The sequence below is a fragment of the Paenibacillus marinisediminis genome, assembly GCF_054343325.1.
This window is the reverse complement of record NZ_JBTGUH010000003.1, coordinates 309153-333978: the sequence shown is the minus strand read 5'-3', so window position 1 is coordinate 333978 and position 24826 is coordinate 309153. Positions and strand designations below refer to the sequence as shown.

The 24826-nt window shown below is 49.4% G+C and carries 23 protein-coding genes; all 23 read right to left on the bottom strand.

The genetic code is table 11. The features are described 5' to 3' along the window. Positions 1-23: 23 nt before the first annotated feature. Positions 24-1853 (bottom strand): DNA primase, encoded by a 1830-nt coding sequence (gene dnaG / locus ACXX53_RS10830; RefSeq protein ID WP_458568658.1) that lies wholly within the window; start codon positions 1851-1853, stop codon positions 24-26. Positions 1854-1892: 39 nt separating this feature from the next. Beyond that, the gene (locus tag ACXX53_RS10825; protein WP_458568657.1) at positions 1893-2348 is read right to left on the bottom strand and encodes a YaiI/YqxD family protein; all 456 of its coding nucleotides are present in this window, start codon (positions 2346-2348) and stop codon (positions 1893-1895) included. 297 nt (positions 2349-2645) lie between these two features. Further along, positions 2646-4712: a glycine--tRNA ligase subunit beta gene (gene glyS / locus ACXX53_RS10820; RefSeq protein WP_458568656.1), complete on the bottom strand. Its 2067-nt coding sequence runs from the start codon at positions 4710-4712 to the stop codon at positions 2646-2648. After that, on the bottom strand, positions 4705-5592 hold the full coding sequence (glyQ, locus tag ACXX53_RS10815; protein ID WP_458568655.1) for a glycine--tRNA ligase subunit alpha: 888 nt from the start codon (positions 5590-5592) through the stop codon (positions 4705-4707). The genes glyS and glyQ overlap by 8 nt, the downstream gene beginning before the upstream one ends. Positions 5593-5951: 359 nt before the next feature. After that, positions 5952-6776, bottom strand: a complete 825-nt coding sequence (gene recO / locus ACXX53_RS10810; RefSeq protein WP_458568740.1) for a DNA repair protein RecO — start codon at positions 6774-6776, stop codon at positions 5952-5954. A gap of 30 nt (positions 6777-6806) precedes the next feature. Beyond that, on the bottom strand, positions 6807-6950 hold the full coding sequence (locus tag ACXX53_RS10805) for a YqzL family protein (RefSeq protein WP_458568654.1): 144 nt from the start codon (positions 6948-6950) through the stop codon (positions 6807-6809). Positions 6951-7062: 112 nt separating this feature from the next. Then, on the bottom strand, positions 7063-7977 hold the full coding sequence (era, locus tag ACXX53_RS10800; protein WP_458568653.1) for a GTPase Era: 915 nt from the start codon (positions 7975-7977) through the stop codon (positions 7063-7065). A 163-nt stretch (positions 7978-8140) separates the two neighbouring features. Next, positions 8141-8575 carry a cytidine deaminase gene (gene cdd, locus ACXX53_RS10795; protein ID WP_458568652.1) on the bottom strand — a complete coding sequence of 145 codons (435 nt, stop codon included), beginning with the start codon at positions 8573-8575 and terminating at the stop codon, positions 8141-8143. Between the two features lie 49 nt (positions 8576-8624). After that, a complete protein-coding gene (locus ACXX53_RS10790) occupies positions 8625-9026 on the bottom strand; it encodes a diacylglycerol kinase family protein (RefSeq protein ID WP_458568651.1) in 402 nt (133 codons plus the stop codon). Beyond that, complete coding sequence (gene ybeY / locus ACXX53_RS10785; protein WP_458568650.1) at positions 9027-9524, bottom strand: rRNA maturation RNase YbeY; 498 nt, start codon at positions 9522-9524, stop codon at positions 9027-9029. 5 nt (positions 9525-9529) lie between these two features. After that, entirely contained in the window at positions 9530-11836 is a 2307-nt protein-coding gene (locus ACXX53_RS10780; RefSeq protein WP_458568649.1) for an HD family phosphohydrolase, read from the bottom strand. Positions 11837-11851: 15 nt separating this feature from the next. Further along, complete coding sequence (locus tag ACXX53_RS10775; protein WP_458568648.1) at positions 11852-12820, bottom strand: PhoH family protein; 969 nt, start codon at positions 12818-12820, stop codon at positions 11852-11854. A gap of 25 nt (positions 12821-12845) precedes the next feature. After that, the gene (gene yqfD / locus ACXX53_RS10770; RefSeq protein ID WP_458568647.1) at positions 12846-14033 is read right to left on the bottom strand and encodes a sporulation protein YqfD; all 1188 of its coding nucleotides are present in this window, start codon (positions 14031-14033) and stop codon (positions 12846-12848) included. Continuing rightward, positions 14030-14326 (bottom strand): sporulation protein YqfC, encoded by a 297-nt coding sequence (gene yqfC, locus ACXX53_RS10765; protein ID WP_458568646.1) that lies wholly within the window; start codon positions 14324-14326, stop codon positions 14030-14032. The genes yqfD and yqfC overlap by 4 nt, the downstream gene beginning before the upstream one ends. A 184-nt stretch (positions 14327-14510) precedes the next feature. After that, a complete protein-coding gene (locus ACXX53_RS10760; protein ID WP_458568645.1) occupies positions 14511-15035 on the bottom strand; it encodes a hypothetical protein in 525 nt (174 codons plus the stop codon). A gap of 10 nt (positions 15036-15045) precedes the next feature. Next, positions 15046-16029 (bottom strand): flotillin-like protein FloA, encoded by a 984-nt coding sequence (gene floA / locus ACXX53_RS10755; RefSeq protein ID WP_458568644.1) that lies wholly within the window; start codon positions 16027-16029, stop codon positions 15046-15048. Between the two features lie 89 nt (positions 16030-16118). Next, positions 16119-17483, bottom strand: a complete 1365-nt coding sequence (locus ACXX53_RS10750; RefSeq protein ID WP_458568643.1) for an NfeD family protein — start codon at positions 17481-17483, stop codon at positions 16119-16121. Between the two features lie 159 nt (positions 17484-17642). After that, positions 17643-18086, bottom strand: a complete 444-nt coding sequence (locus ACXX53_RS10745) for a GatB/YqeY domain-containing protein (RefSeq protein ID WP_458568642.1) — start codon at positions 18084-18086, stop codon at positions 17643-17645. A 14-nt stretch (positions 18087-18100) separates the two neighbouring features. Continuing rightward, positions 18101-18274: a 30S ribosomal protein S21 gene (gene rpsU / locus ACXX53_RS10740; RefSeq protein WP_005547957.1), complete on the bottom strand. Its 174-nt coding sequence runs from the start codon at positions 18272-18274 to the stop codon at positions 18101-18103. 160 nt (positions 18275-18434) lie between these two features. Beyond that, entirely contained in the window at positions 18435-18785 is a 351-nt protein-coding gene (locus ACXX53_RS10735) for a histidine triad nucleotide-binding protein (protein ID WP_458568641.1), read from the bottom strand. 197 nt (positions 18786-18982) lie between these two features. After that, positions 18983-19516, bottom strand: a complete 534-nt coding sequence (locus ACXX53_RS10730) for a hypothetical protein (protein ID WP_458568640.1) — start codon at positions 19514-19516, stop codon at positions 18983-18985. Between the two features lie 386 nt (positions 19517-19902). Continuing rightward, on the bottom strand, positions 19903-23544 hold the full coding sequence (locus ACXX53_RS10725; RefSeq protein ID WP_458568639.1) for an AAA family ATPase: 3642 nt from the start codon (positions 23542-23544) through the stop codon (positions 19903-19905). Further along, positions 23541-24743 (bottom strand): exonuclease SbcCD subunit D, encoded by a 1203-nt coding sequence (locus ACXX53_RS10720; RefSeq protein ID WP_458568638.1) that lies wholly within the window; start codon positions 24741-24743, stop codon positions 23541-23543. Before ACXX53_RS10720 ends, ACXX53_RS10725 begins: the two co-directional genes overlap by 4 nt. Positions 24744-24826 lie beyond the last annotated feature (83 nt).

The following is a 24826-nucleotide window of genomic DNA, read 5'->3' as shown; positions in this document are numbered from 1 at the left end:
CTCCTCCCTAGACGATCCGTCCGCTAACGCTTCAGTTGCAGCTCTAGGGCAATAATATCTTGTGCAATCTGCGCGGCACGCAGAACATCACCGGCACGCTCAGCTTGCACCATTTCTTCTTTCTTGCATTCGATTTCGCGCTGTTTCGGTACTTTCTTGATCTGATTGATGTAATCTTCCAACAGTTCAGTATCGTAACGCAGGGGGACTTCTGCTAACGATATCGACGCAGCGGTTTGCTCTAGTCGATCATCGTGAAGTGTCGCGAGAAACCGACTGAAGTCAGGTTCCTTCCCTTGCGCGTAATATGCATATAGATAAGCGGCGATTGCCGCATGATCATCTACATTAAATTCTTCACCTAGATGCTGCTCTACATAAACAGCCACTTGAGCGTCCTGGAACATAAGCGCGAGTAAGCTGCGTTCGGCATACACATACGCAGGTCTCAACACAGGCGGAGAAATGCTTGGTTTATCATTCCTAACATTATTCCACCAATTGTCTTGATTATCCCCTGCAGGCTGCTTTTTTTGCAGTTTCTGACGCACCTCGAAGCATTCCTGCTTCAATGTCTCAAGCGACAATTCAAGCTGCTGCGAGAGCTCCTTCAGGTGCATCTCCCGCTCAGCAGGAGACGGAATCGGTGCAATGATTCGCATAGCCTCATCCATGAAACGCCGCTTCCCATCATCTTCTAGCAGTATATGATTACGTCTAAGAGTTAGTAGCTGGAATTTAACAGGTGATACAGCCGCAGCCGAAATAATGTGTTTAAATCGTTCAGCGCCGTTCAATTTAATGAAATCATCTGGATCCAGCTTGTCAGGAAGCATTGCTATGGAGACGTGTAAACCTGCTTCTTCTAGCATAGGGATCACTTTCAACGTTGAAGCTTGTCCAGCATCATCGCCGTCGTAGCATATTACGACGTGATCGGTATAACGTTTCAATTGAAGCACATGCTCTTGAGTTAGCGCGGTTCCCATCGTGGCTACCGTATTGTGTACATCCGCATCCCATGCTTGGATCACATCCGCGTAGCCTTCAAATAACACGATCTTGCCTATTCGCTTAATATGCGGTCTTGCATGGTGAAGATTGTAAAGCAGCTTAGACTTGTTAAACAGCATCGTCTCCGGAGAGTTCAAATACTTAGGCTGTCCCTCTCCCATTATTCGTCCACCAAAACCGACTACCTTCCCATGGCGATCCCATATCGGAAACATAACGCGATCACGGAATCGATCTACATATCCATCCTGCTGGTGCTTGGCTGATACTAACCCGCCTTGTTCCATAAGCTGCAGCGGGAAGTCCCGCTTGGACAGCAGTTGAACGAGTGTATCCCACTGCGGCGGCGCGTATCCAATCTGAAATTGTTCAATCAGCTTGTCATGAATGCCCCGTCCCCTCAAATAGGCAAGCGCTTCTTGACCGTGCGCTGTATTCATTAATATATAGTGATACAGCTTGGCCGCCAGCTCATGCGCTTGAGTGAGTTGATCGCGGGCAATGCTCTTCGGACTACGTTCCAGCGTATGCGCTCCGAATTGAAACGGTAAGTTTGCCTGTTCCGCTAATTGTTTGACCGCTTCTGGAAACGAATAGCCTTCAATTCCCATAACAAAATGAATAACATTACCGCTTGCTTTGCAGCCGTAGCAATGATAGATCTGCTTCTCGGGCGTCACGGTGAAGGAAGGTGACTTCTCGGAATGAAATGGGCACAGCCCCTTTAAATATTTCCCTTGTTTCGTAAGATGAACATACTTGCCGACAACATCGACGATGTCGTTAGCCTTCAGCACCTCATCAATAAACACATCAGGTATTGGTCCATTTCCGTTCATAACCTTACCACCTTCATCCGAGCACGTAATACTATTTCGCTATGTTGCAACATTCTCCTGCTCTGAGCGCAAAAGTTTTGTCAGTTTATGTTGGAAATGTAATCGATCATCAAGAGACATCGCCTTCGGACCTTTAGTACGCTGACCGGAGCGGCGAGCTTTTCCAGCTAGATGACGCTGCGTCAGCAGCTCATCCATGTTCTCGGCTGAGTATTGTGTGCCGCGAGGGCTTAACACCTTTGCTCCGCGAGGCAGACATAACGCGGCCAAACCATAATCGTTCGTCACGACTACGTCGCCTGACCGCGCTGTATTTGCTATATACATATCCGCTGCTTGAAACCCTTGATCTACGTACACAGTCTGTACTCGATCTGGCAAAGATTGTTCACCCTTGACATATGCCGCATATGATGCGACAAATAGCACTTCTGCTCCAACATCTTCTGCAACACGCAGGATCTCGTTCTTAACCGGACATGCGTCGGCATCCACTACAATTCGAATGTTGTTAATAAACGATCAATCCTCTTTCACAGCGCAGCAGCTTCATCTGCAGCGATCAATCAAATATAGAGTGTATTAACACCGTTTATATTATATACGCTGTTTTCATTTAAAATCCTGCTATCACATGAAAGGTTTTCATTCGCTTATTATCAAACTGTGTCATTTACGATCAGAAAAAGCGCGGAACGTGTCGAAGTTGACTGGCATCAACCTTTGACGGTCACATTCCGCGGCTTCATCTTCCCGTTTATCTGAATGGTTAACGGCAGCAACCGTTTTGGCTTAGACCCATACGAGCTTTGCAAAATCAGCGAATCGATTCAGATCAGCAGCAATGTGCTTCAGCATCGCTAAGCGATTGCGCTTCACTGACTCCTCTTTCGCCATGACCATGACATGATCAAAGAACGCTGTAATCGGCTCCTGCAAGCTGCCAAGTGCAGCAAGCGCGGCTGTTGAATCTGCGGCAGCTTCATATTGTTTATGCGCTTTTTGCCAGCTGGCATATAATGCGCCCTCTTCCGCTTGCTCAAACAGCTTATCGTCAACTTCCGCATCTTCTGCCTTCGATGCCAGATTGCAAACACGATTGAAAGCCTCGACAACTGGCTTAAATGCTTCATCACGCACGGCGCTCATCAGGGCCGCACCACGATTAATCGTATCCGGCACGTCGTTATAGCCTGCAGCCATTACCGCATCAACAACATCATAGCGCACTTGTTCAGACAGCACATTTTTTACGCGCAATCCGAAAAAGTCATACAGGTCTTTACGTATTTCACTGCGGTTGCGTTTCAACAATCCAGATTGTTCTAGGACGTCAAGCGCGATATCGAACATACGATTCAATGTGAGCGGCAGCTCGCGTTCCAGCAACAACTGCACAATACCCGTGGCTTGACGGCGCAGCGCATAAGGGTCCTGTGAGCCTGTTGGAATGATGCCGATCGCAAAACATCCGGACAAGGTGTCAAGCTTGTCTGCCATGCTTATTAGTGCGCCAACCGTCGTTTCCGGAGCTGGATCACCGGCAAAGCGCGGCTTGTAGTGCTCGTTGATCGCGCGGGCAACAGTCGGATGTTCTCCCAGCTTCAACGCATAATCTTCACCCATCATGCCTTGCAGCTCTGGGAACTCGTAAACCATCTGTGTTACGAGGTCGAACTTGCAGATCGCTGCCGCACGCTTTACTTGCTCAGCTGTTTCGGAATCCGCTTGAACAGCTTCGGCAAGACGGCTGCTGATCGAAACGATCCGTCGCACCTTATCTCCAAGCGTACCCAGCTCTTCGTGGAACACGATATTGTCTAATTTATTGACGCAATCTTGAATGAGGAGTTTCTGATCTTCCTCATAGAAAAATTTGGCATCCGATAAACGGGCGCGCAATACCTTTTCATTACCCTTCGCGACGATGTCAATACCTTTCGCATCACCGTTGCGCACAGTTACGAAGAACGGCAGTAGTTGACCTTCACCGTTCAGTACAGGGAAATAACGCTGATGTTCACGCATCGATGTAATCAGCACATCCTGCGGGATATGCAGGAAGGACTCATCGAATGTTCCAAAAAGAACGGTCGGATATTCAACGAGGAACAGTACCTCTTCCAGCAAATCTTCTTTTACAGCAATCGTCCAATTTTTATCGGCGGCAAGCTGCTCGATCTGCTTCACGATCAGCGCCTCACGCTCGCTTACGTCAACCATTACATGCTGCTCACGCAATTTCTCTACATATTGAGATGCTTCTTCTATTGTCGTATCCGCTCCAAGGAAACGATGACCGCGAGTCACGTTGCCTGCTTTCACACCTGTAAATTCAATCGGCACGATATCCGAGCCGAATAGCGCTACAACCCAACGAATAGGGCGAACAAAGCGCATGTCTTTTGCGCCCCAGCGCATATTTTTAGGAAAAGTCATCGCATGAACGATGGACTGCATTCCCTCAGCAAGCACTTCAGCTGTATCGGTACCGATGCTGCTCTTATTGGCATAAACGTACTCAACACCGTTTAATTCCTTAAAGAAGAATTGATCAGGTTCAACGCCTTGACTGCGGGCAAAGCCGAGCGCAGCCTTCGTCCATTGTCCGTTCTCATCCAAAGCGATCTTGCGAGCAGGACCTTTAACTTCCTCATGAATGTCGGTTTGCTTCTCTGCAGCTTGCTTCACGAATACTGCAAGTCGGCGCGGAGTTCCGTATGTTGTTACGCCTTCATGTGTGATGCGAGCCGCCTCTAGCCAACGCTCCATGCGGTCTTGCAATTGCTCCATAGCCTGGCGCATGAATCGGGAAGGTACTTCTTCCAGTCCAAGTTCCAATAAAATATTCTTAGGCATCTTGTTCCTCCCCTTTCTTCAAGAGCGGGAATCCAAGCTTCTCACGCTCTTCGTAATACGTCGTTGCGACTTGACGCGCCAGATTGCGGACGCGAGTAATGAATCCTGTACGCTCAGTGACACTGATCGCGCCGCGCGCATCCAACAGGTTGAACGCGTGAGAGCATTTCAGCACATAATCATACGCAGGGAACACGAGGTGAGCATCCATAGCACGGTTAGCCTCTTGTTCGTATGTGTTAAACAGTTGGAACAGCATAGCTGCGTCACTGACCTCAAACGTATATTTGGAATGCTCGAATTCTGGCTGATGGAACACGTCACCATAAGTGATGCCATCTACCCATTCCAGATCGAACACGTTCTCTTTATCTTGAATGTAGGAAGCAAGACGCTCCAAGCCGTAAGTGATCTCAACAGCAACTGGATTAGCGTCAATGCCGCCGACCTGTTGGAAGTATGTGAATTGGGTAACTTCCATGCCGTCCAACCAAACTTCCCAGCCGAGTCCCCATGCTCCAAGCGTCGGCGACTCCCAGTTATCTTCTACGAATCGAATATCGTGTACGCTAGGATCAATTCCGAGACGCTTTAAGCTATCCAGATACAATTCTTGAATGTTGTCTGGGGACGGCTTCATAATGACTTGGAACTGATGGTGCTGATACAGTCGGTTCGGGTTCTCCCCGTAACGGCCGTCGCCTGGTCGGCGAGAAGGCTCTACATAAGCAACATTCCACGGCTCCGGACCGATTGAACGGAGAAATGTCATCGGGTTCATCGTGCCTGCACCTTTCTCTACGTCATACGGCTGCACGATAATGCAGTTTTGTTCAGCCCAGAAATTTTGCAAGGTCAGTATCATTTGTTGAAAATTCATGCGCCTAATCACTCCTTTAATCTACATATAGTGAGGCTCCAGCGCTGTGAACGAGTTGTGCGTTGCACGCAAAAAACTCTCGTCCCTACGCCTGTTGCCAGACGTAGGGACGAGAGCTGTATTCTCCCGCGGTTCCACCCTACTTGATCGCGATTCCACCTTAGAAAGCGTAATAACCTTCCTAGCAGCGACCGCAATCCTCTTTCAAAGTTAAGCTGCTCCGAAGCGCCCTTTCATTCATCCGTCCGTTCGGGCTCACACTATCCCCGAATCGCTAGGTTCGAACCTGGAAGAATTACTTTCTTCATCATAGCAACATTATTAATAATGATATAACCTGTATCATAACAAAACAGAATTTATTCGTCAAGCTCCCCGTCAGTATCAACATCATTCTGTGGTTGACGCTGCTCACGGGGCTGCTGTTCAGCCGCTGCTAGATCGTATTTTTCCATCTGCTCAATAAAGTTCAATGACTTGCATCTTACTCCGACATGGGTATCCATATATCCACGCATGCATTGCCGCAATTGCAGCTTCGTTGCAGGCTTCAAGGTAATGCTTCCAAGTCGGCGCATATCCGTCTTCAAGAACATCGAGATCAGCTTCAATATCGGCATGGATGAGGTGTATTTCATGTGCTCTTTAGGCAGGCACGCAGCGCAAATGGCGCCCCCAAGGCGCCAACCGAAAGCCGCAAGCCGATCCTCACGCTCGCATATCACACACCGATTCACGACCGGGGCAACACCGACGGACTGACAGAGCTTCATTTCGAATAAATGCGTCGTTACCTGCTCATCTTTGCCGTCTGCAAGCGCGCGAAGATAGGCGAGAAGCTGTTCAAACATATATCCCCCAGCCTCTTCATCCTGCAAGCCTCTATCAACCAACTCGACAGCATATGAGGCATAAGCGGCCAGTTGCAACTGCTCTCGCAAGGAGTGGAAAGATTCCATAATCTCGCAAGCATTCAGCGTACCAATATGTCCCATTCCACGAAAAAAAACATATTCACCGTAAGTAAACAGTTGGGTGGCCGCAGCATGGCGGCTGCGCACCTTCTTAGCTCCTCGAACGAGCACGCCCACTTTACCGTGGGTTTTGGTGCTTAAGGTAATAATTTTGTTGCCTTCCCCATAATCCATGCTGCGAATAACGATTCCCTCTACCCGATATAACACCATTGCCCTCCCATATGGCAAGCCACATTATCATTCCAGTGCTTGTTCAGGCGGTTCTGCTTGCTCCATCTCATTCTCATTCTGAACGTCACGGAGCTGACCTATATGCTTATACAGCAAATAAGCATCCACATCCCCTGTATTAGCAAACACATTCCACGAGAAATCACGCATTCGTTAATCCCCCTATCCTGAAATGACTCTGACTCATCATTAGGTTGCTCCTAAAGAGCGGGATTATGAGATGTAATTAATGGTCATTCTCGGTAAATGGGCAGCTTACCGCTTATTGGTCATTGCGGAAGCCAAGGTCGCGCAGCACGCGATCCTGATTGCGCCAATCCTTCTTCACTTTCACCCATAGCTCCATAAACGTCTTGGAGCCGAGCAGCGTTTCGATGTCTTTGCGCGCCAGCTTGCCGATCTCCTTCAGCAGCGCGCCCTGCTTGCCGATCACGATGCCTTTCTGTGAGTCGCGTTCTACAAAAATGACCGCCGAGATATACACGACACCATTGTCCTGAACTTTCATATCTTCTATCGTGACCGCAATGGAATGAGGAATTTCCTCACGCGTTAGATGAAGAATCTTCTCTCGAATCAGTTCCGCAATGACGAACTGCTCCGGGTGATCGGTGATCTGATCGTCAGGATAATATTGCGGACCTGCAGGCAGATAGCCTGTAAGCACCTGAAGCAGACGCTCCACATTATTCCCCTGCAGCGCTGATATCGGAACGATCTCAGCAAAGTCATGCAGTTCACTGTAGGCTTGAATCATTGCTGGCAGCTGATCCGGATGAATCTGATCAATCTTATTCATCACCAGAATGACCGGCGTGCGCACCTGCTTCAACTGCTCGATGACGTATTTATCTCCGCCGCCAAGACCTGCAGCTACGTCAACGAGGAAGAGAATCGCTTCCACTTCATTCAACGTGTTCAAGGCAACCGTATTCATGTAATCGCCCAGTTTGGACTGGCGCTTATGAATACCCGGCGTATCCAAAAATACGATCTGGGAATCGGCTGAAGTATATACACCGTGAATCTTATTGCGTGTCGTTTGCGGTTTGTCGGACATGATAGCGATCTTCTGTCCAATAACATGGTTCATCAATGTCGATTTGCCGACATTCGGGCGTCCGATAATGGCTACGAAACCGGACTTAAACGTACTATCCTTGCGATCTATCAACATACTTTTGTTACTCCTCTGTAAATGATCAATATTGGTTGTGTTTTCATTCTATCACATTCATAAACGCTAGGCTTGTATTCTAAGATACCTGCGCATCGCGTTAAGACGTCGAAACGGCGCCAATCCGATAAATAGATTACGGTGGCGCCGCTAATCAATACATTTAGTTGTTTATTTCAGCTTGTCGCGACGGCGAGCTGTCCAAGCTCACAACATCGAATGCTCCAGGAAGCAGATCAGCCACTTTCATGACCAGTACTTCACCATTCATATTCCCCATGATCACGGGCATATCATGAGAACATAGTTCCACGAGCACCTGTCTGCATACGCCGCATGGAGAGATCGGGCCGGATGTATCGCCCATTACTGCAATTGCCTTAAAACTTCGAGGCTCACAGCCATCTGCTATTGCACGAAATAACGCTGTCCGCTCAGCACAATTTGTCGGTCCATACGCGGCATTTTCTACATTGCAGCCATAATGAATACGGCCTTCCGCATCTAACAACGCAGCGCCGACTTTAAAGTGCGAGTAAGGGGTGTACGCTTTTTCGCGCGCGCGCTTCGCTTCTTCCAGCAGTTGATGTTGATCCATCTGACAACCGACCTCCTGATATGACATGATATCCTTTTCGAATTGCAGTTTACCACCCAGCCAGACTGCGCGTTGCAGCTAGAATGGGTTCAGCAAATATAACAATGCCGACAACTACCGCGAATATAGCCACGATAAGCACAGCTCCGGCAGCAGTGTCTTTAGCTGCTTTCGCAAGCGGATTCCATTCTGGCATCACGAGATCTACAACCGACTCGACGGCTGTGTTGATCAGCTCAGCCGCCATTACAAGCGCGATACACAGACCGAGCCACATCCAATCTGATCGTCCGATGTCCATTGCAATACCGAGTAAACATGCGAACAATGCGATCGCGAGATGTACTCTCATGTTACGCTGCGTGCGCAGTGCATATGCAATACCTTCGAATGCTGCTTGAAACGTATTCAGCCATGAACGCTTCGTTGAAAGCTTCGACGGCCCGTTCATTTATCGCGAAAGTCCTATCTTGGCAAGCACCGCTTCCTGCTTGTCCATCATCTCGCGTTCACTTGCGTCGTCTTGATGATCGTATCCTAGCAGATGAAGAAATCCGTGAACGAATAAGAAGCCGATTTCCCGTTCGATAGAATGTCCGTATTCCTCAGCTTGAAGCTGCGCTTTCTCGGTTGAGATAATAATATCACCGAGCATATCGCAGATCGAGTCCATCTCTGCTTCATCTTCCACTTCATACAGGATGTCCATTTCTTCATCTGTCGATTCATTCAAGGCGAATGACAGCACATCTGTCGGACGATCAATGCCGCGATAATCGCGGTTCAACTCGTGAATACGCTCATCATCCACGAATGTCAACGCAACCTCGCCTCGCTCAATCTGTTCCATAGCAGCAGCTTCCTGCAGGATAGCCTCTAGCTTTGCGATCAGATCATCACTAATCTTAAGCTTGTCCTGCTCATCATTCCACTCCAATATCATTGTCATCACAATTACTCCTCATTATGCTTATCCGAACCCTTTGGACTCTCTTCATCCGAGCTCATATCTGCCGGCGCCTGCGGCTGTTCCTTAGCTTTCAGCTGATCCGGGTATTCAATTCGCGAATGGAATATACCCATCACGGTTTCTTTTAACGAATGAGCCACGATATCCAGCTCACGAATCGTCAAGTCGCATTCATTAAATTGATTGTCATCCAACCGATCTTTAATAATCTTCGAGATGATCGACTCAATCTGTTCTACTGTCGGATGGCGAAGCGAGCGAACAGCAGCTTCTACCGAGTCAGCAATACCTACCACAGCAGCCTCCTTCGACTGCGCCTTCGGTCCAGGATAACGGAAATCGTCCTCCGTGAAATCCGGCTCTACCCCTTCCTCTTCTGCCTTCTTCAGAGACTTGTAATAGAAGAACTTCAGGAAAGTCGTGCCGTGATGCTGCTCCGCAATATCCCGAATTGGCTTCGGCAGCTTGTAGTCCTTCAGCATCTCAGCACCATCACGAGCATGCGCCACAATAATCGAAGTACTGAGCTTCGGATCAATAAAGTCATGCGGATTGTCCATATTGGTCTGATTCTCGATAAAATAGCTTGGTCGTTTCGTCTTGCCTATATCGTGGTAGAATGCCCCCACTCTGCACAGCAGGCCGTTAGCTCCGATAGCTTCGGCTGCTTGTTCAGCCAAGTTACCGACCATCACACTATGATGATAAGTACCTGGCGTCTCTGTCAAGAGCTTCCGCAGCAGCGGATGGTTTGGATTAGACAGCTCCACAAGCTTCAAGGCCGATAGAATACCAAAAGTGATTTCGAAAAACGGCATAAGTCCAAGAACAAGCACCGCTGTTAAGAGCCCGCTTCCAAACGTCAATGCCGCAGCGAGCATAACGTCACGGCTGTTCAACGGATCTCCGTTCAGCATAGCCAGAACAGCAACGGCAAGACTGCCAAAGATACTGATCATGATGCCTGCTTTCAAGATGGTTGAGCGCTGGCTGGCTCGATGAATAGCAAATATTGCAGCATACGAAGTTACTAGTGTGATAAAGAGAAATTCATAACTGAACAACTCACCCTGTTCGCCATTTAGAATAATACTGGACAGAATTCCAAACACGACCGCGCTTATATACGCAAGCGGCAAATCAATTAAGAGTGTAACCAGCATAATTCCCAGTGCGAAAGGCGTCACATAACCAAGGAATAAGTTAGTGTCTACCTGTGCAAACGATACAATGCGCAGCGCAAGCACCTGGATCACAAAGATTAGCAGGAGCATCAACAATTGTGCATTATTATACTTAAAATGTGTCGTGCTGCTTTGTCGCATAAACATAAATAGCGCGACGGAGAACATCGCTGACAGAAGCAGCAGTCCAAATTGCGGCCACAGATTAACTTCCGTTTTAAGAAGCTTGTTCTCTTTGAGAAGATCATATATATCCTGTGTGATGACTTCACCTTTAGCGACAATGATCTCGTTCGGCTTAATGAATACTTGCGGCGTATTCTCACGCGCTTGAACTTTGGCCAGCTTCGTTGCTTCTTCGTCATAGAACTTATTAGGCGTTACAGCAAGCCGTACCAATTCGAGAACTACTTCTCGGGAGTTGCGATCTGTCAGCGTACTCGTATTAACAAGTTCTGCAGCCTTAGCTCGCGGAACGTCAGCATCCGCAATCGAATCGCTCATCAATTTGCTGACAATATCTCGAGCGACAGGCCTCATCGCATCGATATCTTCCTTCGACAGCCTTGCCATCTTGATATATGTTTCTTCTGGAATTCGATACATCTGTTCTTCAATTCGTTTAGACATCTCTGTCAGCAGGCTTGAAGAATATGTACCATTGTTGCGACTAGTCACCATAAAGGCATCCACATAGTCCGTAAACATCTGTGGTATAACACGTCGATAAAGATCCACTTTTTCCGACAGTGAGAAATCTTTATCGAGATTCAAATTCTCAATCCGATTGAACATATCATCCAGCATACGTTCGTTCTTCATGTTGATGATCGGATATACAGGAGCAACGCTTTCAGCAGCTTTCTCCTGCGCTTCCAAATAAGCCTTCTTGTCTGCTATTTGCTCAGTAGCGACGATATCCTTATCACTCTTCTGATTTACAACGATATCATATTTCTCTGGCAGCACATTCGGAGCCAAGCCGGAATAAAACAAAATGGTTAGCATGATAAACAAAATGACTCTGACACCGATGCTGTACTTCCATCCCGCCATATTAACTGAACTCGTCTTAAATCTGCTGCCGTTTTGATGTGTTTTGAGCATAGAGAACAACCCTCTCTATCCTTGGTTTTCGCTTTCCTTCTGGTAAGCAACGATGATCTTCTGTACTAAGGAATGACGAACGACATCCTGCTCGGCAAAGTGAACCATACCGATCTCTTCAATCTCTTGTAAAATGCGTTCAGCATTAACCAACCCAGAGTTCTTGCCTCTTGGCAAGTCAATCTGTGTCACATCACCAGTAATGACCATCTTGGAGCCGAAGCCCAATCGAGTCAAAAACATCTTCATCTGCTCTGGTGTTGTGTTCTGCGCTTCATCCAATATGATAAACGCATCGTCAAGCGTGCGACCGCGCATGTAAGCGAGCGGCGCAATCTCGATCAGTCCGCGCTCAAGCGCTTTAGCCACCTGATCTTGTCCCATTACATCGTACAAAGCGTCATATAAAGGGCGAAGGTAAGGATCTACCTTCTCCTGCAGATCGCCTGGCAGAAAGCCTAGGTTTTCTCCTGCTTCAACTGCAGGGCGCGTTAAAATAATGCGCTTGACTTGTCCTTCCTTAAGTGCCGTTACCGCAAGAACGACCGCCAGATACGTCTTGCCTGTTCCCGCCGGGCCAATACCAAACACGATATCACGTTTCTTAATCGTGGATACATAATGACGTTGACCGATCGTCTTCACTCGTATCGGCTTGCCGCGGAATGTAAAAGCGATTTCTCCTTTAAATAAATCTAGCAGCTCCTCGGTTTTCCATTCGTCAGCTAAGTCAAGCGCATACACAATATCACGCTCGGAAAGTGCAATATTGTTCCTAATGAGCTGGAGCAGCACTTCAAACAGCTGCTTCATTCGTTCCGTTTCTTCCATCCCTCCCGCAATGACAATCTCCGCTTCGCGGGAAGTCACTTGTGCGGAAGTACGACTCTGAATCAGGCGCAGGAATCGATCCTGCGGACCGAATAGCGCTAAGCCTTCGGCAGCGTTCTGTAATGCAAGCTTAATCGTCTGTTGTTGCAACAAAAACCTCAGTCTCCTTGCCTTAAGTCTATGTCCCGTGGATTAGCACTTGCTCCTCCGCGATGGATTGCTCCACTTCAAACAGCACTTTTAACTTCACTTTACCATTGTCCGTACTTTGATGCAAAATCTTTTCCATCTTTATATCGGCATCTTTACCATATTTCGCTTTAATATCGACACGAGCTTGCTCAAGTCCGACCTGTACAGCTTCGGCCTCACTGCGTTCTTCAGACACATATTGAACTTCCAATATTTTTTCATTTATCCAGCTTAAAGGTAATGACAACCATTTCCACTTCGCAGGTGATAATTCCTCTATTATCTCGTAGTATTCATACTCAATATCACCAAAGCCATATAGCTGCAAGCGGCGGTCACCGGTCTGAACGAATCCTCGCTCCTTCATCTCACCTGTATATACCTTCTGCTTGCTAATTAGCGGGGCCGTTATGTCATATTCATGCCATACCAAACCGCGCACAATGCCTTTAGCGGCAACCAGCTTCATATTCTCATCTGTTCCAACATTGCCGGAGATCAGAACCGTCCCTTTGCTTACCTTCGTATTCGCACGCACCTTCGCTTTACCCTGTTCAGCGATGATTTGGGTGACGACGGCATCAACCTTTGCCACCAAGTGGCGAGGATCATGCAAATCCCTTTTAGGAGGGATTGTCGACTCCACGACGTGAATGACGATCTTCGTCCCCTGTTTGGTCACACCTACCCACGAAGTGTTCTCTAGGCGCTTCTGAACGCCCTTAGAGAGCGAGTTCATATCCTTCAATCGAAATGACCATTGGAAGGGAAAGATGCCCTCCTGACGTGCCGCAGCAAGCACCTGCTCCTCTGGTATCCGATCGGTGCCTCTTACATCAATAGTCCACACAAGAGAAGACAGCATGTACAATCCAAGCGCAAACAAAAATAAGCCCGCAACGAAAAATGATCGCTTGCGGATCAGCTTCATCGAGTAAGGCATCCCATACCTTGCTTCAACATGCATCCGACAGCCTGTCTCTTTTAACAACGGACGCAACCGCCGCGCATCCGGCAATAGCATATAGAAACGCAGTTTACCTTCCTCAATGCGCGCTACATCCCATATCACTATATGTTTCGCAATTAAGGCATTGATTAAACGTTCTGCATTCGCGCCGCGAATCTGAATACGAACATACCCAAGCCATTTTGCTGTAATCGGTGCTTTCATTTTGGCCGCTCCTCCATTCCATATAGCTTGACCTCAGCGATCTCGCCTTCAATAAACACTTCCTCAGTCCATATGCCGCGTATGACCAGGTTGCGGCCAAGTACTTCAAGCTCGCCTGCTGCAAGCGAGAGTCGCATCCGCTCCTGAGAAAAATGTACGATTCCACGATGGTTTTCTACGAACAGCTGCTGATTGCCGATCATCGTAAAACGAGGAACGTCCAGCACCATATCCTGCGGCAGCTCGAACACTTGTGCCGTCCATTGGCGCAGCTTGCGGGTAAAACGGCTCATGTGCTCAAAGCCCCCTTCCTGTACTTTACACTCTATGCACTGATAAGAAGGAATATGAAGCTGAAAGGCAGTGAAGAACGCAGGTTCAAGAAGAATAGAGGACGATTCTAAACAAAAAAACTCCTGTTCTCAGACTCGCGCTGGGCGAACCTAAGAACAGGAGCTATTGTACATTTATAAGGACTTAGTGTTTGCCATAAGGCCGTTTCGCCCGAGGAGGACCGATAATTTCTGCCCAGACGATTCCTTTTTGCGCTTCCTTGGCTGATACATCCATGGAGCCTTCCTTTACTCCGCCGATCTCACCTGCGGCGATAGAAGCGAATGCATTAAGCGCGGAGGCTTCAATATTGGACATGCCCTTTATAGCTTGTGATAAAGACGATCGAGATGCTGAACTCCAACCAGGATCACCCTCCACATGTTTGTAGGAGCGGTCACCATCGCTGTAGTATTGCTCCTTGGATTGTTCCATCTGCGTCGTATAAACAGGCTGATGTGTACTCTCAAGTTGATCCGAAGGATGTTGTTCATCCTGTTCCGTTTCTTTATCTCGATGACTGGTGTGGCTAGTCGATGTATCACCGCCAAAGCTCGGCATACGAGGATTCTTTTTCTTCTTCTTACCACTTAACATAGAGATGAGAAAAGAAACGATAAGGATGATAATAAATGGATTTTTGGTCAAAAAGTCAATTAATTCATCCATAGCTTATCGCCTAGCCTTCAGTCTTAGAGTCGCCACCCTTGCCGATTGAACCGCGCATTTGAGTGTCCGCCTCAATATTCTTCAAGTTCATATAATCCATCACGCCAAGCTTGCCGCTGCGAAGCGCTTCCGCCATTGCAAGTGGAACTTGAGATTCAGATTCAACAACGCGAGCGCGCATCTCGATAACTTTTGCTTTCATCTCTTGCTCTTGAGCGACCGCCATTGCGCGGCGCTCTTCCGCTTTCGCTTGAGCGATGCGCTTATCTGCTTCCGCTTGTTCGGTTTGCAGATTAGCACCGATGTTCTTACCTACATCTACGTCCGCGATATCGATGGACAAGATTTCAAACGCTGTACCAGCATCAAGACCTTTGCCTAACACCGTACGGGAGATACGGTCTGGGTTCTCCAGTACGTCCTTATGCATTTCAGACGAACCGACAGTCGTAACGATACCCTCACCTACACGAGCGATGATTGTCTCTTCGCCGGCACCGCCGACGAGGCGATCGATGTTAGCGCGGACCGTTACACGAGCACGTACGCGAACTTCGATACCGTTCTTCGCCATAGCGGCTACGATTGGTGTTTCAATAACTCGCGGGTTAACGCTCATCTGAACAGCCTGCAATACATCACGGCCTGCGAGATCGATTGCTGCTGCGCGTTCAAACTCGAGATTAATGTTCGCGCGCTGTGCAGCGATCAATGCATTAACGACACGGTCGACATTACCACCGGCCAAGTAATGGCTTTCCAACTGATTAAGATTGAGACCGAGACCTGCCTTAGTCGCTTTAATAAGCGGATTGACGATTCGGCTAGGCGTTACACGACGCAAGCGCATAGCTACAAGAGTAATGATACCGACACGCACGCCTGAAGCGATGGCGCTGATCCAGAGCATGACAGGGAAGAAGCTGAAGAATACGCTCAGAGCAATAACAACAACTACCCCGATAAGCAGCATTGTAATTAAGGATTGATCCATTTTACGTTTACCTCCATTATTCTCTATAATATCTATTTCCCATCCTTACTAGAAGGAAGAAGGAACCATGTAAGATAAGCATAAGTCTATCATGTGTATTCGCGTACAACCACCCGAACACCTTCCACTTGAACCACTTCAACGGACTTTCCTTGTTCAATAAACGTGCCGTCGGTTACGACATCAACTCTGCGGTCACCGAATTTTGCGGTTCCTGCAGGACGAAGCGTTGTGAGAGCGATACCTACTTGACCTAGCAGCGACGTTTCATTCTCATGCGTCACGTAACCCGATTCTGTCGTTAACTTATCGCTTAAAATAAACTTATTCCATACGCCTCTATGCTTGAATATGCGAGCAACCACGATAACAACTGCCGCTGCCGCCACAACCGCAATACCGAGTGACATCAGAACATTGCTCGTATCATACGCTGCTCTTACAACACCAGCGAGAAGCCCTACAGAACCAAGTATACCTAATATACCGAAACTTGGCACAAATAGTTCTAATACTAGCAATATCAGTCCAATAATAAACAGCACGACCGCCTCAATTCCGGCAAGACCCGCAATATAAGCACCGAAGAAATATAGACCGAAGCTCAGTGCTCCTAATATTCCGGGAACTCCAAATCCTGGCACAATCAATTCAATCGCTATTCCTGCGATACCGACAATGAGCAGAATAGTAGTTACAATCGGATTCGTTAAGAAGGTTGCCAACTTCTCCGATCCTTGCTTCTCAATCGTCGTTATGTTGGCCTGATCCATCTTAAGCTGTTTCAGCAGATCATCCAACGAAGCAGCCTCATATTCAGCATAGCCCGCTTTCAAAGCTTGTTTCGTATTAATGGACAGCACTTCACCAGACTTCTTCGTCATGTTCAAGGATGGCAGTGGGATCTCTGACTTCACATCAACCATCGCACGCGCAATTTGCTCATCACGACCATTCTTACTCGCTGCGCCCTCCATCTTGCTGATCCATGTCGCATTCAGCTTAGGGTCGTCGACCAGTTCATGTTTCCCATCAACAATCGCTGCCGCTCCCATCGCGCTGCTTGGCGACATTGCGATTTCATCGGCGTTCAGCGCCAAATAGCTGCCTGCTGATGCTGCCAGTCCCTTTACATACATAACCGTATGCAACGGGCTGTTGGAGATTAATTCACCAATATCAAACGCACTGTCCAAGCGACCGCCAGGTGTATTTAATTCGATGATGACCATCTCCGGCGAGAGTGCTTCAGCCTCCTCTAACGCACGGGACAAATAAGTATACATAACGGAGTCAACCGTCCCATCAATCGGTATAACGACTACAGAAGGCTGAGCAGCCTTCGATTCGGCCTCAGCTTGCGGCAGTATACCGGTGAATATCTGCATGCTTAGCAGCAATAGCACGAGCGCTGCTAATGATCGACGCATAAATCGTGCATTTAATTTCTTCACGCATGACACCCTCCCATTTTTCATCCTATCTAGTGACAATTATAAGCATATGGAATAAATACGTATATAGGGTTTATTCGTTTCACATCTCTTCCAAGGCATAAAAAAACACCCCTTGAAATCAAGGAGTGTTTCTTATTCGACGAATGTAAGATTCGTTTATTGCAGATTCTGCTGCACGATCGCATTGACAAGTTTGCCGTCGGCACGCCCTTTAACCTTAGGCATGAGGGCTCCCATCACTTTGCCCATATCGGCTTTCGAAGTTGCACCGGCCTCTTGGATGGTCTCTCGTACAATTACTATAATTTCCTCTTCGGTAAGCTGAGTGGGAAGGTATACGGACAGTATGTCAATTTCATGTTTCAAGTTATCTACAAGATCGAATCGGCTTGCATTCTCGAACTCTTGGAGGGCATCTTTCCGCTGTTTGATTTCACGACCCAGAATCTCAAGCACTTCATCGTCATTCAAAGTTCTCTTAACATCTATCTCAACATTCTTGATCGCCGAACGTACCATTCGGATGGTGGAAAGCTTGAACTTGTCTTGACTTTTCATCGCTTGCTTCATATCTTCGTTCAATCGTTGGCTAAGATCCATTGTTGCTTATCCTCCTAAAACTTTCTCTTGCGAGCAGCCTCGGACTTTTTCTTGCGCTTGACGCTTGGCTTCTCGTAGTGCTTACGCTTTTTAACTTCAGCCAATACGCCATCCTTTGCGATGGAGCGCTTAAAGCGACGAAGAGCAGCATCGATTGTCTCATTTTTGCGAACTTTCGTTTCAGACACCAGTTATCCCTCCCTCCGACCAGACCGTCCAAGAACAAAAACACGGTTCATCAAACTACATTATATGTGAAGAGGAAATACAGTGTCAACCTAACAGGTTTGAACTGTTAACAATTACATGTTTTACGATAATAATTAACTTCCTCGTTCTGCGTTATTATTAGGCTTTAGGGCCTATAAGCTGTCCAAGCGATTCGCCGCCAAGCAGATGGTAATGAATGTGGAATACGAGCTGACCGCTGTCCTTGCCGCAGTTATTGACTAGTCTGTATCCTGTGTCAGCAATACCCAGCTCCTTTGCAATCTGCTGTGCGGCATGATGAACGCTGCCGATCAGGTGCAGATCGTCAGCAGCTACATCGTTCATCGTAGGAATGTGCTTCTTAGGAATGATCACAATATGTACCGGCGCTTGCGGAGCGATATCATGAAACGCCACAACCTCATCGTTTTCGAACACTTTTTTAGAAGGAATCGTCCCTTCGACTATTTTGCAAAATATACAATCCATCTCACACATCCTCCTTAAACTATAAACATGCAATTTCTTTGTATCCGTATCATATCGAAATTAAACGCATCCGTCCAATATTCATGCGGCATCATGCTATAACCATCTAATTGTACAGCGGTCAAAACTGCTGCATGAAGCAATAATAGTACAAGCCGCGATTCATAAATTAACCGCGGCTTGTTAAAGTTATGTGATTAATACCAAGGCACGAGCGATAGAGCTACTAGAAGCGCCAACGGGAACACAGCTCGATTAAACGGTCTTTGATGTCCGAATTGACTGTGACCGCCAAAGAAGGGATCATGACCATAATATGAAGGACTGCTGTAATGCATCCCGTATGGACTTCCGTGGAAGCCTCCGTGATAGGAACGCTCCGTGCATCCGCAAGGCATATTCGGCATATTCCATGTCAGATAATCGGATGAGTACCCCGACACACCTGCTCCCCAGTTGGGTATTGCCAGATGAACATGTTCATCGTCCACATCTGTAATGATCCCCATATAGTTCATATTGTCATTTGTCGTAAGTTGAACAAACTGGTTCATATACTTTTTACATAGCTCGTGCATGGCGGGCCGTTCCTTGTCGCCGCTCGCAGCCATATGCTTGTTTAAGGGCATTGTTGACCCCGTCTTCGAAGTCATATAGTTCGGATTAACCGACATCATCTGTGGGGTAAGTGACGGTGATGTTGTCATCTCGCCCATATTGTTATTTTCCATAGTTGCCTCCTTATATGCGCTAGACGAATAATGTAGTGCATGATATTCGCCTAATGCCTAAAGAGTGACAAAAACATTCATTGTTGCACAAAAAAAAGACACCTCGTATCCCGCACTCGACGGGCAGCGCACCATGCGCTGTGAACGTATTGATCGAACAAATCTAAGATGATCTCATCCTCATCCGCTTGCGCAATCAATACGGTCACCGAGATGTCAAATATAAGATGTCGGCTATCTGTATTATAACAGCGAGATGAAACTGTTACTGTGATGTTATTCACACCACGGAGACGATGTAATAATATGCTCATGACATATAAAAGCCCCCAATCAAGCAGCCTGCATAAATCCGACTGCTGATAGAGGGCACCTCTACATCTGGTTTATGTCGATTCAATCGTTAGACTGGAACCCTTGCCAGCCTGTTCAGCTGGCTGTACAACAAGCTTGCGCGGCAATCGCGCCCGTAATTCAGGGACGTGACTAATTACACCTACTGCAAGACGGTCGGAATGTAGCTTCTCGAGTGCAGTTACAACTGTATCCAACAGCTCTGGATCAAGTGTTCCGAAGCCTTCGTCAAGGAAGAAAAATTCCAATGGATACATACCGCGCAGTTGGATCTGGGCGGATAAGGCAAGCGCAAGCGCTAAAGAAGTCAAGAAGGTCTCACCGCCTGACAACGTAGAAACAGGTCGTCTAATACCACCGTTACCGTCGTCGCGAATGACGAAGCCGCCTCCGGAATCCACTTCCAATGCATAGCGCTGCTTCGTCAACTCCTTTAGACGCATAGATGCAGCTCGACTAACTTGCAGCAGCTGTTCCTCCGCCATGTATTCCACAAAAGTGTTTCCTCTAAACACACTTTGGAGCTGCTGCAAGCGGCTGTGCAGAAGCTGCTTTTCTTGACGTCTTAGCTCCAGCTCCATCCAGCGAGCATGCTTGCCTCGAAGCTGCTCCGCATCTCGTTCCGCTTTAACGCGCATCGTGAAGCTCGTCTCGTCATCCTGCAAGCAGCGAGCTCGCTCAGCAGATACATCTTCCCATGCTTCATCCGTCACGCTTCGCCCCTGCAGCAGGCTGTCCAGCCTGCGCACCTGAGCCTGCAGGTCCGTGCGGCGCTCATGGTAGCTCGCAATCGCCTCCTCCATGATGCGCCGAGCTTCCTCCGTCATGCGTGCAGCCTGAGCTTCCTCCATGTGCTGGAAGTTGCTGGCCTGCAGCTTTGCCTGCAATTGCTCCACCGCCAGCGTGTGCCGCTCCATTGCGGATGCATGCGCTTGCTGGGCCAACGCATGGGCCTGTGCCGCTTCGATAGCGGCAGCGCGCGCTTTTTCAGCGGCGAGGGCTGACTTCTCGACAGCGGCGCGCACAGCCTCCAATTCTCGATCAGCACGGCTGTGCTGTCCTGCTAGAGGTCCATCCACCAGCAGAGGAGCTAAGCGCTTCTGGAGGTCGTCCAGCAGCCTTACAAGCCCCTTCAGGTCCGCCTCGCGCTGCAGCTTGACCATCTCAGCCGCACGCTTCTGCTCATCTTGACGTTTGAACTGTTCTTGGGTATCCTCCACATACTTAACACCGCGCTCCAATCGTTCGCGGTAATCCTCTGCTTCACGATCCATGCGCAGCCACTGCTCACGCAATGTCCCCATCTCCTCAGGGCGCCATTGCGGGAAATGGTCACGATAATCAGCCGCCAGTTGCCGGCAATGTGCTTGCTGCTCCGCAAACCGTGATATAGCCTCTTCATGAGACTTCTTCTGTGCATAGCAGCGGGAAGCAGCTTGCTGCATCGTCCAAACATTCTGCTCCAGCTCGCGCTCCAGTACATCCTTCTGTACAAGCAGCTCATCCGAGTGTTCCATAAGCTGTCTCCACGCAGCTTGCACGTTGCTGAAGCACTGCTCCGTCTGTAACAAAATATGCTCCATGCGGCTGCAGAGCCGTTCAACACCATGCCCAGACGCATGCTCATCTTCAGCAATCAAACGCATCTCAACAATAACAGCATCTGTATCAGCACAAGGCTTCATCGTGCAATTATCTGCTGTCAAAGGCTCCGCTGATGGGACTTCGGAAAGCATTTGGTTTAAGTCCTCGCTCAAACCGGATGCTAGCTGCTCATAGGCACCCTCGATCATAAAGCTGCGTATGCGATTCTCCGCTTCCTGGAGCCGAAATGACAATTCTTCTTTCGAGCGGCTGCTTCTATCGCGATAAGCATGGATATCGCTTCGTACGCGGCGCAGCTCTTCACGCAGAATTGACCATCGCTCCAACTGAGCTTCCAGTAAATGAGCCCCTTCTCCGTAACGAGCCACCTCAGCCCCAGCCTTAGCCGCCATATGCGCGGCCGCTTCCGATTCACTCGTTCCAGCACCGTGAACGACAGAACCGCAAACCGGGCATGGCTCACCCTCGTGGAGGGTGTCTGCCAGCTCAGAAGCAAGAGCCAGCTTCGTTAACGCGCGATGCCGCTGCGACGTCCAGGACATGCTTGCTTCAACGCCTTCAGCAAGCGACTCCACGCACGCGTCCAGCTTTGTCCAATCCTGTTCAGCACCAGAAAGCTCGCTTCGCCAGCTAGGTATGCTCCGCCCCCAGGTCAGAAGCGAATGCAGCGAATCGCGCAGCTCCGTCTCAGCAGCGTTCAACAGCTGAGAATGCTGGAGCTGATCCGCCTCGAGCTTATGCAGCAAGCCCTGCTGCTCCTGCAGGCGCTCGCTTGCAAGCCAAGCCGCTTGCGAGCTTTCACGCTCAGCGAGCGGACGCTCCACGCCCTTCAGCAGCTGCTTAAGCTCCGCCTGCCGCAGCGCGGCCTTCTCCAGCAGCTGCGTCATGCGCTGCAGCTCCAGATCCGCAGCCTGCAGCGCTTGCTCGGCTTGCAATCGCTCCGCTTCGCATCGATCAGCATCGCCCTGCTGCTGCTCCGCTTCGCGCTGCCACTCCATTGCCTGCTTCAACCGCTCCAGGCGGTTCAGCAGCTCGGGCTCGCGCTGTTCGCGCGCCTGCGCGGCCTCAGCAGCCGCCTGCGCTTCCGCCGCCGCGCGTGCCTCCGCCTGCTCGCGGCTTGCCGCCGCGCCAACGAAGCGCGTCTGCGCGGCCTCCAGCGCGTGGGCGGCCGTGCGCGCCTCGAGCATCAGCGGCTGCAGCAGCTCGGCTTCACCCGCCATGCGCAGCTGCTGCTCGCGCGCCTGCACGCTGGCCTCCTCGCTTGCGAGCGCCGTCAGCTTAGCGTCCATAGCCGCGCGTTCGCTCTGCCATGCGCGCAGCTCCGCGAGCTCCTTATAGCGCGCTTCCGCCGCTTCCTTCGCCGCACGCGCGGCATCATGGCGTAGCCGAGCCGCTTGCAGCTCCTGCTCCGCCTGCGCAAGCGCCTCAGCGGAGGCGTCACCAAGACCCTGCTGCTCCGCCTGGCAGGTGTTTACCTCCGCTTCCGCCTCCTTAACTCGGCGCGCCAGCTTCGCCATGAGCTCGTCGCCGTAGCGCTCAAGCGAAAATAGCCGCTGCAGCATTTGCCGTCGGTCGCTGCCCTTAAGAGAGAGGAATTCAGCGAATTTCCCTTGCGGCAGCACTACCGCGCGAGTAAAGTCATCCATCTTCAAGCCGATATGATGCTCAACGAGACGCGTGACATCGGACAGCTTGTCCGCAAGCACACGCTCTCCTTCATCATCAATCTCAATAAAGCGGCTCACCGAGTTGCTGATATTGACATCTCCTGTGCGCTTGAAACGGCGCTCCACTCGAAACGTCCGCGACCCTTGAGCTCCGTTCAATCGAAATGTAAACGAGACCGTCAATTGGTTCTCTGCTTGATTCATAATGCCCTGTGTGCCGTTCTGCGCGCGTTCAACCTTGCCGTACAACGCCAGTGTGATCGCATCCAGAATCGTAGACTTCCCGCTGCCTGTAGGACCGAATATCCCGAACAGTCCGGTTTCGCACAGCTTATCGAAGTCAATAACCTGTTCCTCGCGATAGCTCTGCAGGCCCGACAGTGTCAATTCAATCGGCTTCATTCGTTCCCCTCCTCAGTCGTATACTCTTCCTGGCCTGCGAGTTCCAGAAACAGCTCCACGAGCGCGTCATCAGGCATTGCGCCGCCTGTCTGCCGCTCGTAGAACCGGCGGAACAGCTCCTCCACAGGAAGCTCGGAGCGCCGTTCCGCTTCAGCTGCAACCTCCTGCATATCTGGATAGATCGGCCGAATGTTAATGATGCCTGGATGAGCTCTGCGCAAATGCTGGATCTGATCCAACGTCATTGCCTCCTGTAGATGTATGCTTACATCAATCCATGCTTCACGGTCACGACCTTCATCCAGCCAGCGGCACAATTCCTCATAGCCGCCTTTGACTTTCCAGTTCACCAGCGGCTTGCCTGAACGCAGATACAGCTCTTTCGGATCTGCCGCTTCACCGGGCGCCAAGTCCAACAGCGTGACCGACTTCGCTTGTCCGGCCTCTGAGAAGCTGTAAGCAAGCGGCGAGCCGCTGTAGCGCACGGGAACCTCCGCCTTAACATATTGTGGACGGTGAAGATGGCCAAGCGCCACATACTGTGCGCTTAATCCTCCAGCTTCGGCAACGTTGAATGCGTTCGGGTGCACCGTATAAGCTCCACCAACCTGAATCGGTCGTTCCGACTCGCTTTCTTTGCCTCCTAATACATAGAGATGGCTCATCATGAGATTGACTGCATTTTTGTTAAATGCCTGTGCCTGCATCGCAAGCAGTTCACCGACTCGCGCACTGTATGCGGAACGAATCTGTTCTTCATCATTATCCTTCGAGAGCAGCTGCTGAAGGCGGGCTTCGGATGGATAAGGAAGCGCGGCGATAACCGCCTGTTCTCCCGTTCTGGCAATCTGAATAGTTACCGCCTGCTCAGTGGGCTGCCCTACGAGATAGATGCCTTGATGGCGCAGCAGCGGCCCCGAAGCTGTCAATCGATCCGGATGATCGTGATTGCCGGATATAATGACGATCGGACGGGTTCCTCCCTTGGACAAGCATTCGATCGTATCATAGAACAACGCCTCCGCCGCTGCAGGCGGATTCACCGTATCGTATATGTCGCCGGCAATCAGCAGCAGATCGATGCCCTCAGCATCCGCCATCTGTACAAGCTCCTCTGCAAACACCGCCTGCTCCTCCAAGCGGCTGCGTCCCTCCAGCGTCCTTCCAAAATGCCAATCCGCCGTATGCAAGATCCGCATATAATCCCCCCTTGAACTGCTTCAACTCGATACTCGATAAAAATTCCTAGTCACGCCTTGCTTCTACTTCTATTCCGGATTTA

What these genes read in the sequence shown, in the direction of transcription:
- floA (WP_458568644.1), bottom strand. Translation starts at nt 16,029, where the DNA reads ATGGATCAATCCTTAATTACAATGCTGCTTATCGGGGTAGTTGTTGTT.
- cdd (WP_458568652.1), bottom strand. Translation starts at nt 8,575, where the DNA reads ATGGATCAACATCAACTGCTGGAAGAAGCGAAGCGCGCGCGCGAAAAA.
- ACXX53_RS10725 (WP_458568639.1), bottom strand. Translation starts at nt 23,544, where the DNA reads ATGAAGCCGATTGAATTGACACTGTCGGGCCTGCAGAGCTATCGCGAG.
- ACXX53_RS10780 (WP_458568649.1), bottom strand. Translation starts at nt 11,836, where the DNA reads ATGCTCAAAACACATCAAAACGGCAGCAGATTTAAGACGAGTTCAGTT.
- glyS (WP_458568656.1), bottom strand. Translation starts at nt 4,712, where the DNA reads ATGCCTAAGAATATTTTATTGGAACTTGGACTGGAAGAAGTACCTTCC.
- era (WP_458568653.1), bottom strand. Translation starts at nt 7,977, where the DNA reads ATGTTGATAGATCGCAAGGATAGTACGTTTAAGTCCGGTTTCGTAGCC.
- ACXX53_RS10745 (WP_458568642.1), bottom strand. Translation starts at nt 18,086, where the DNA reads ATGGATCTTAGCCAACGATTGAACGAAGATATGAAGCAAGCGATGAAA.
- ACXX53_RS10760 (WP_458568645.1), bottom strand. Translation starts at nt 15,035, where the DNA reads ATGGATGAATTAATTGACTTTTTGACCAAAAATCCATTTATTATCATC.
- yqfD (WP_458568647.1), bottom strand. Translation starts at nt 14,033, where the DNA reads ATGAAAGCACCGATTACAGCAAAATGGCTTGGGTATGTTCGTATTCAG.
- ACXX53_RS10730 (WP_458568640.1), bottom strand. Translation starts at nt 19,516, where the DNA reads ATGGAAAATAACAATATGGGCGAGATGACAACATCACCGTCACTTACC.
- ACXX53_RS10720 (WP_458568638.1), bottom strand. Translation starts at nt 24,743, where the DNA reads ATGCGGATCTTGCATACGGCGGATTGGCATTTTGGAAGGACGCTGGAG.
- ACXX53_RS10735 (WP_458568641.1), bottom strand. Translation starts at nt 18,785, where the DNA reads ATGGATTGTATATTTTGCAAAATAGTCGAAGGGACGATTCCTTCTAAA.
- ACXX53_RS10790 (WP_458568651.1), bottom strand. Translation starts at nt 9,026, where the DNA reads ATGAACGGGCCGTCGAAGCTTTCAACGAAGCGTTCATGGCTGAATACG.
- ACXX53_RS10805 (WP_458568654.1), bottom strand. Translation starts at nt 6,950, where the DNA reads ATGCGTGATTTCTCGTGGAATGTGTTTGCTAATACAGGGGATGTGGAT.
- ybeY (WP_458568650.1), bottom strand. Translation starts at nt 9,524, where the DNA reads ATGACAATGATATTGGAGTGGAATGATGAGCAGGACAAGCTTAAGATT.
- dnaG (WP_458568658.1), bottom strand. Translation starts at nt 1,853, where the DNA reads ATGAACGGAAATGGACCAATACCTGATGTGTTTATTGATGAGGTGCTG.
- yqfC (WP_458568646.1), bottom strand. Translation starts at nt 14,326, where the DNA reads ATGAGCCGTTTTACCCGCAAGCTGCGCCAATGGACGGCACAAGTGTTC.
- glyQ (WP_458568655.1), bottom strand. Translation starts at nt 5,592, where the DNA reads ATGAATTTTCAACAAATGATACTGACCTTGCAAAATTTCTGGGCTGAA.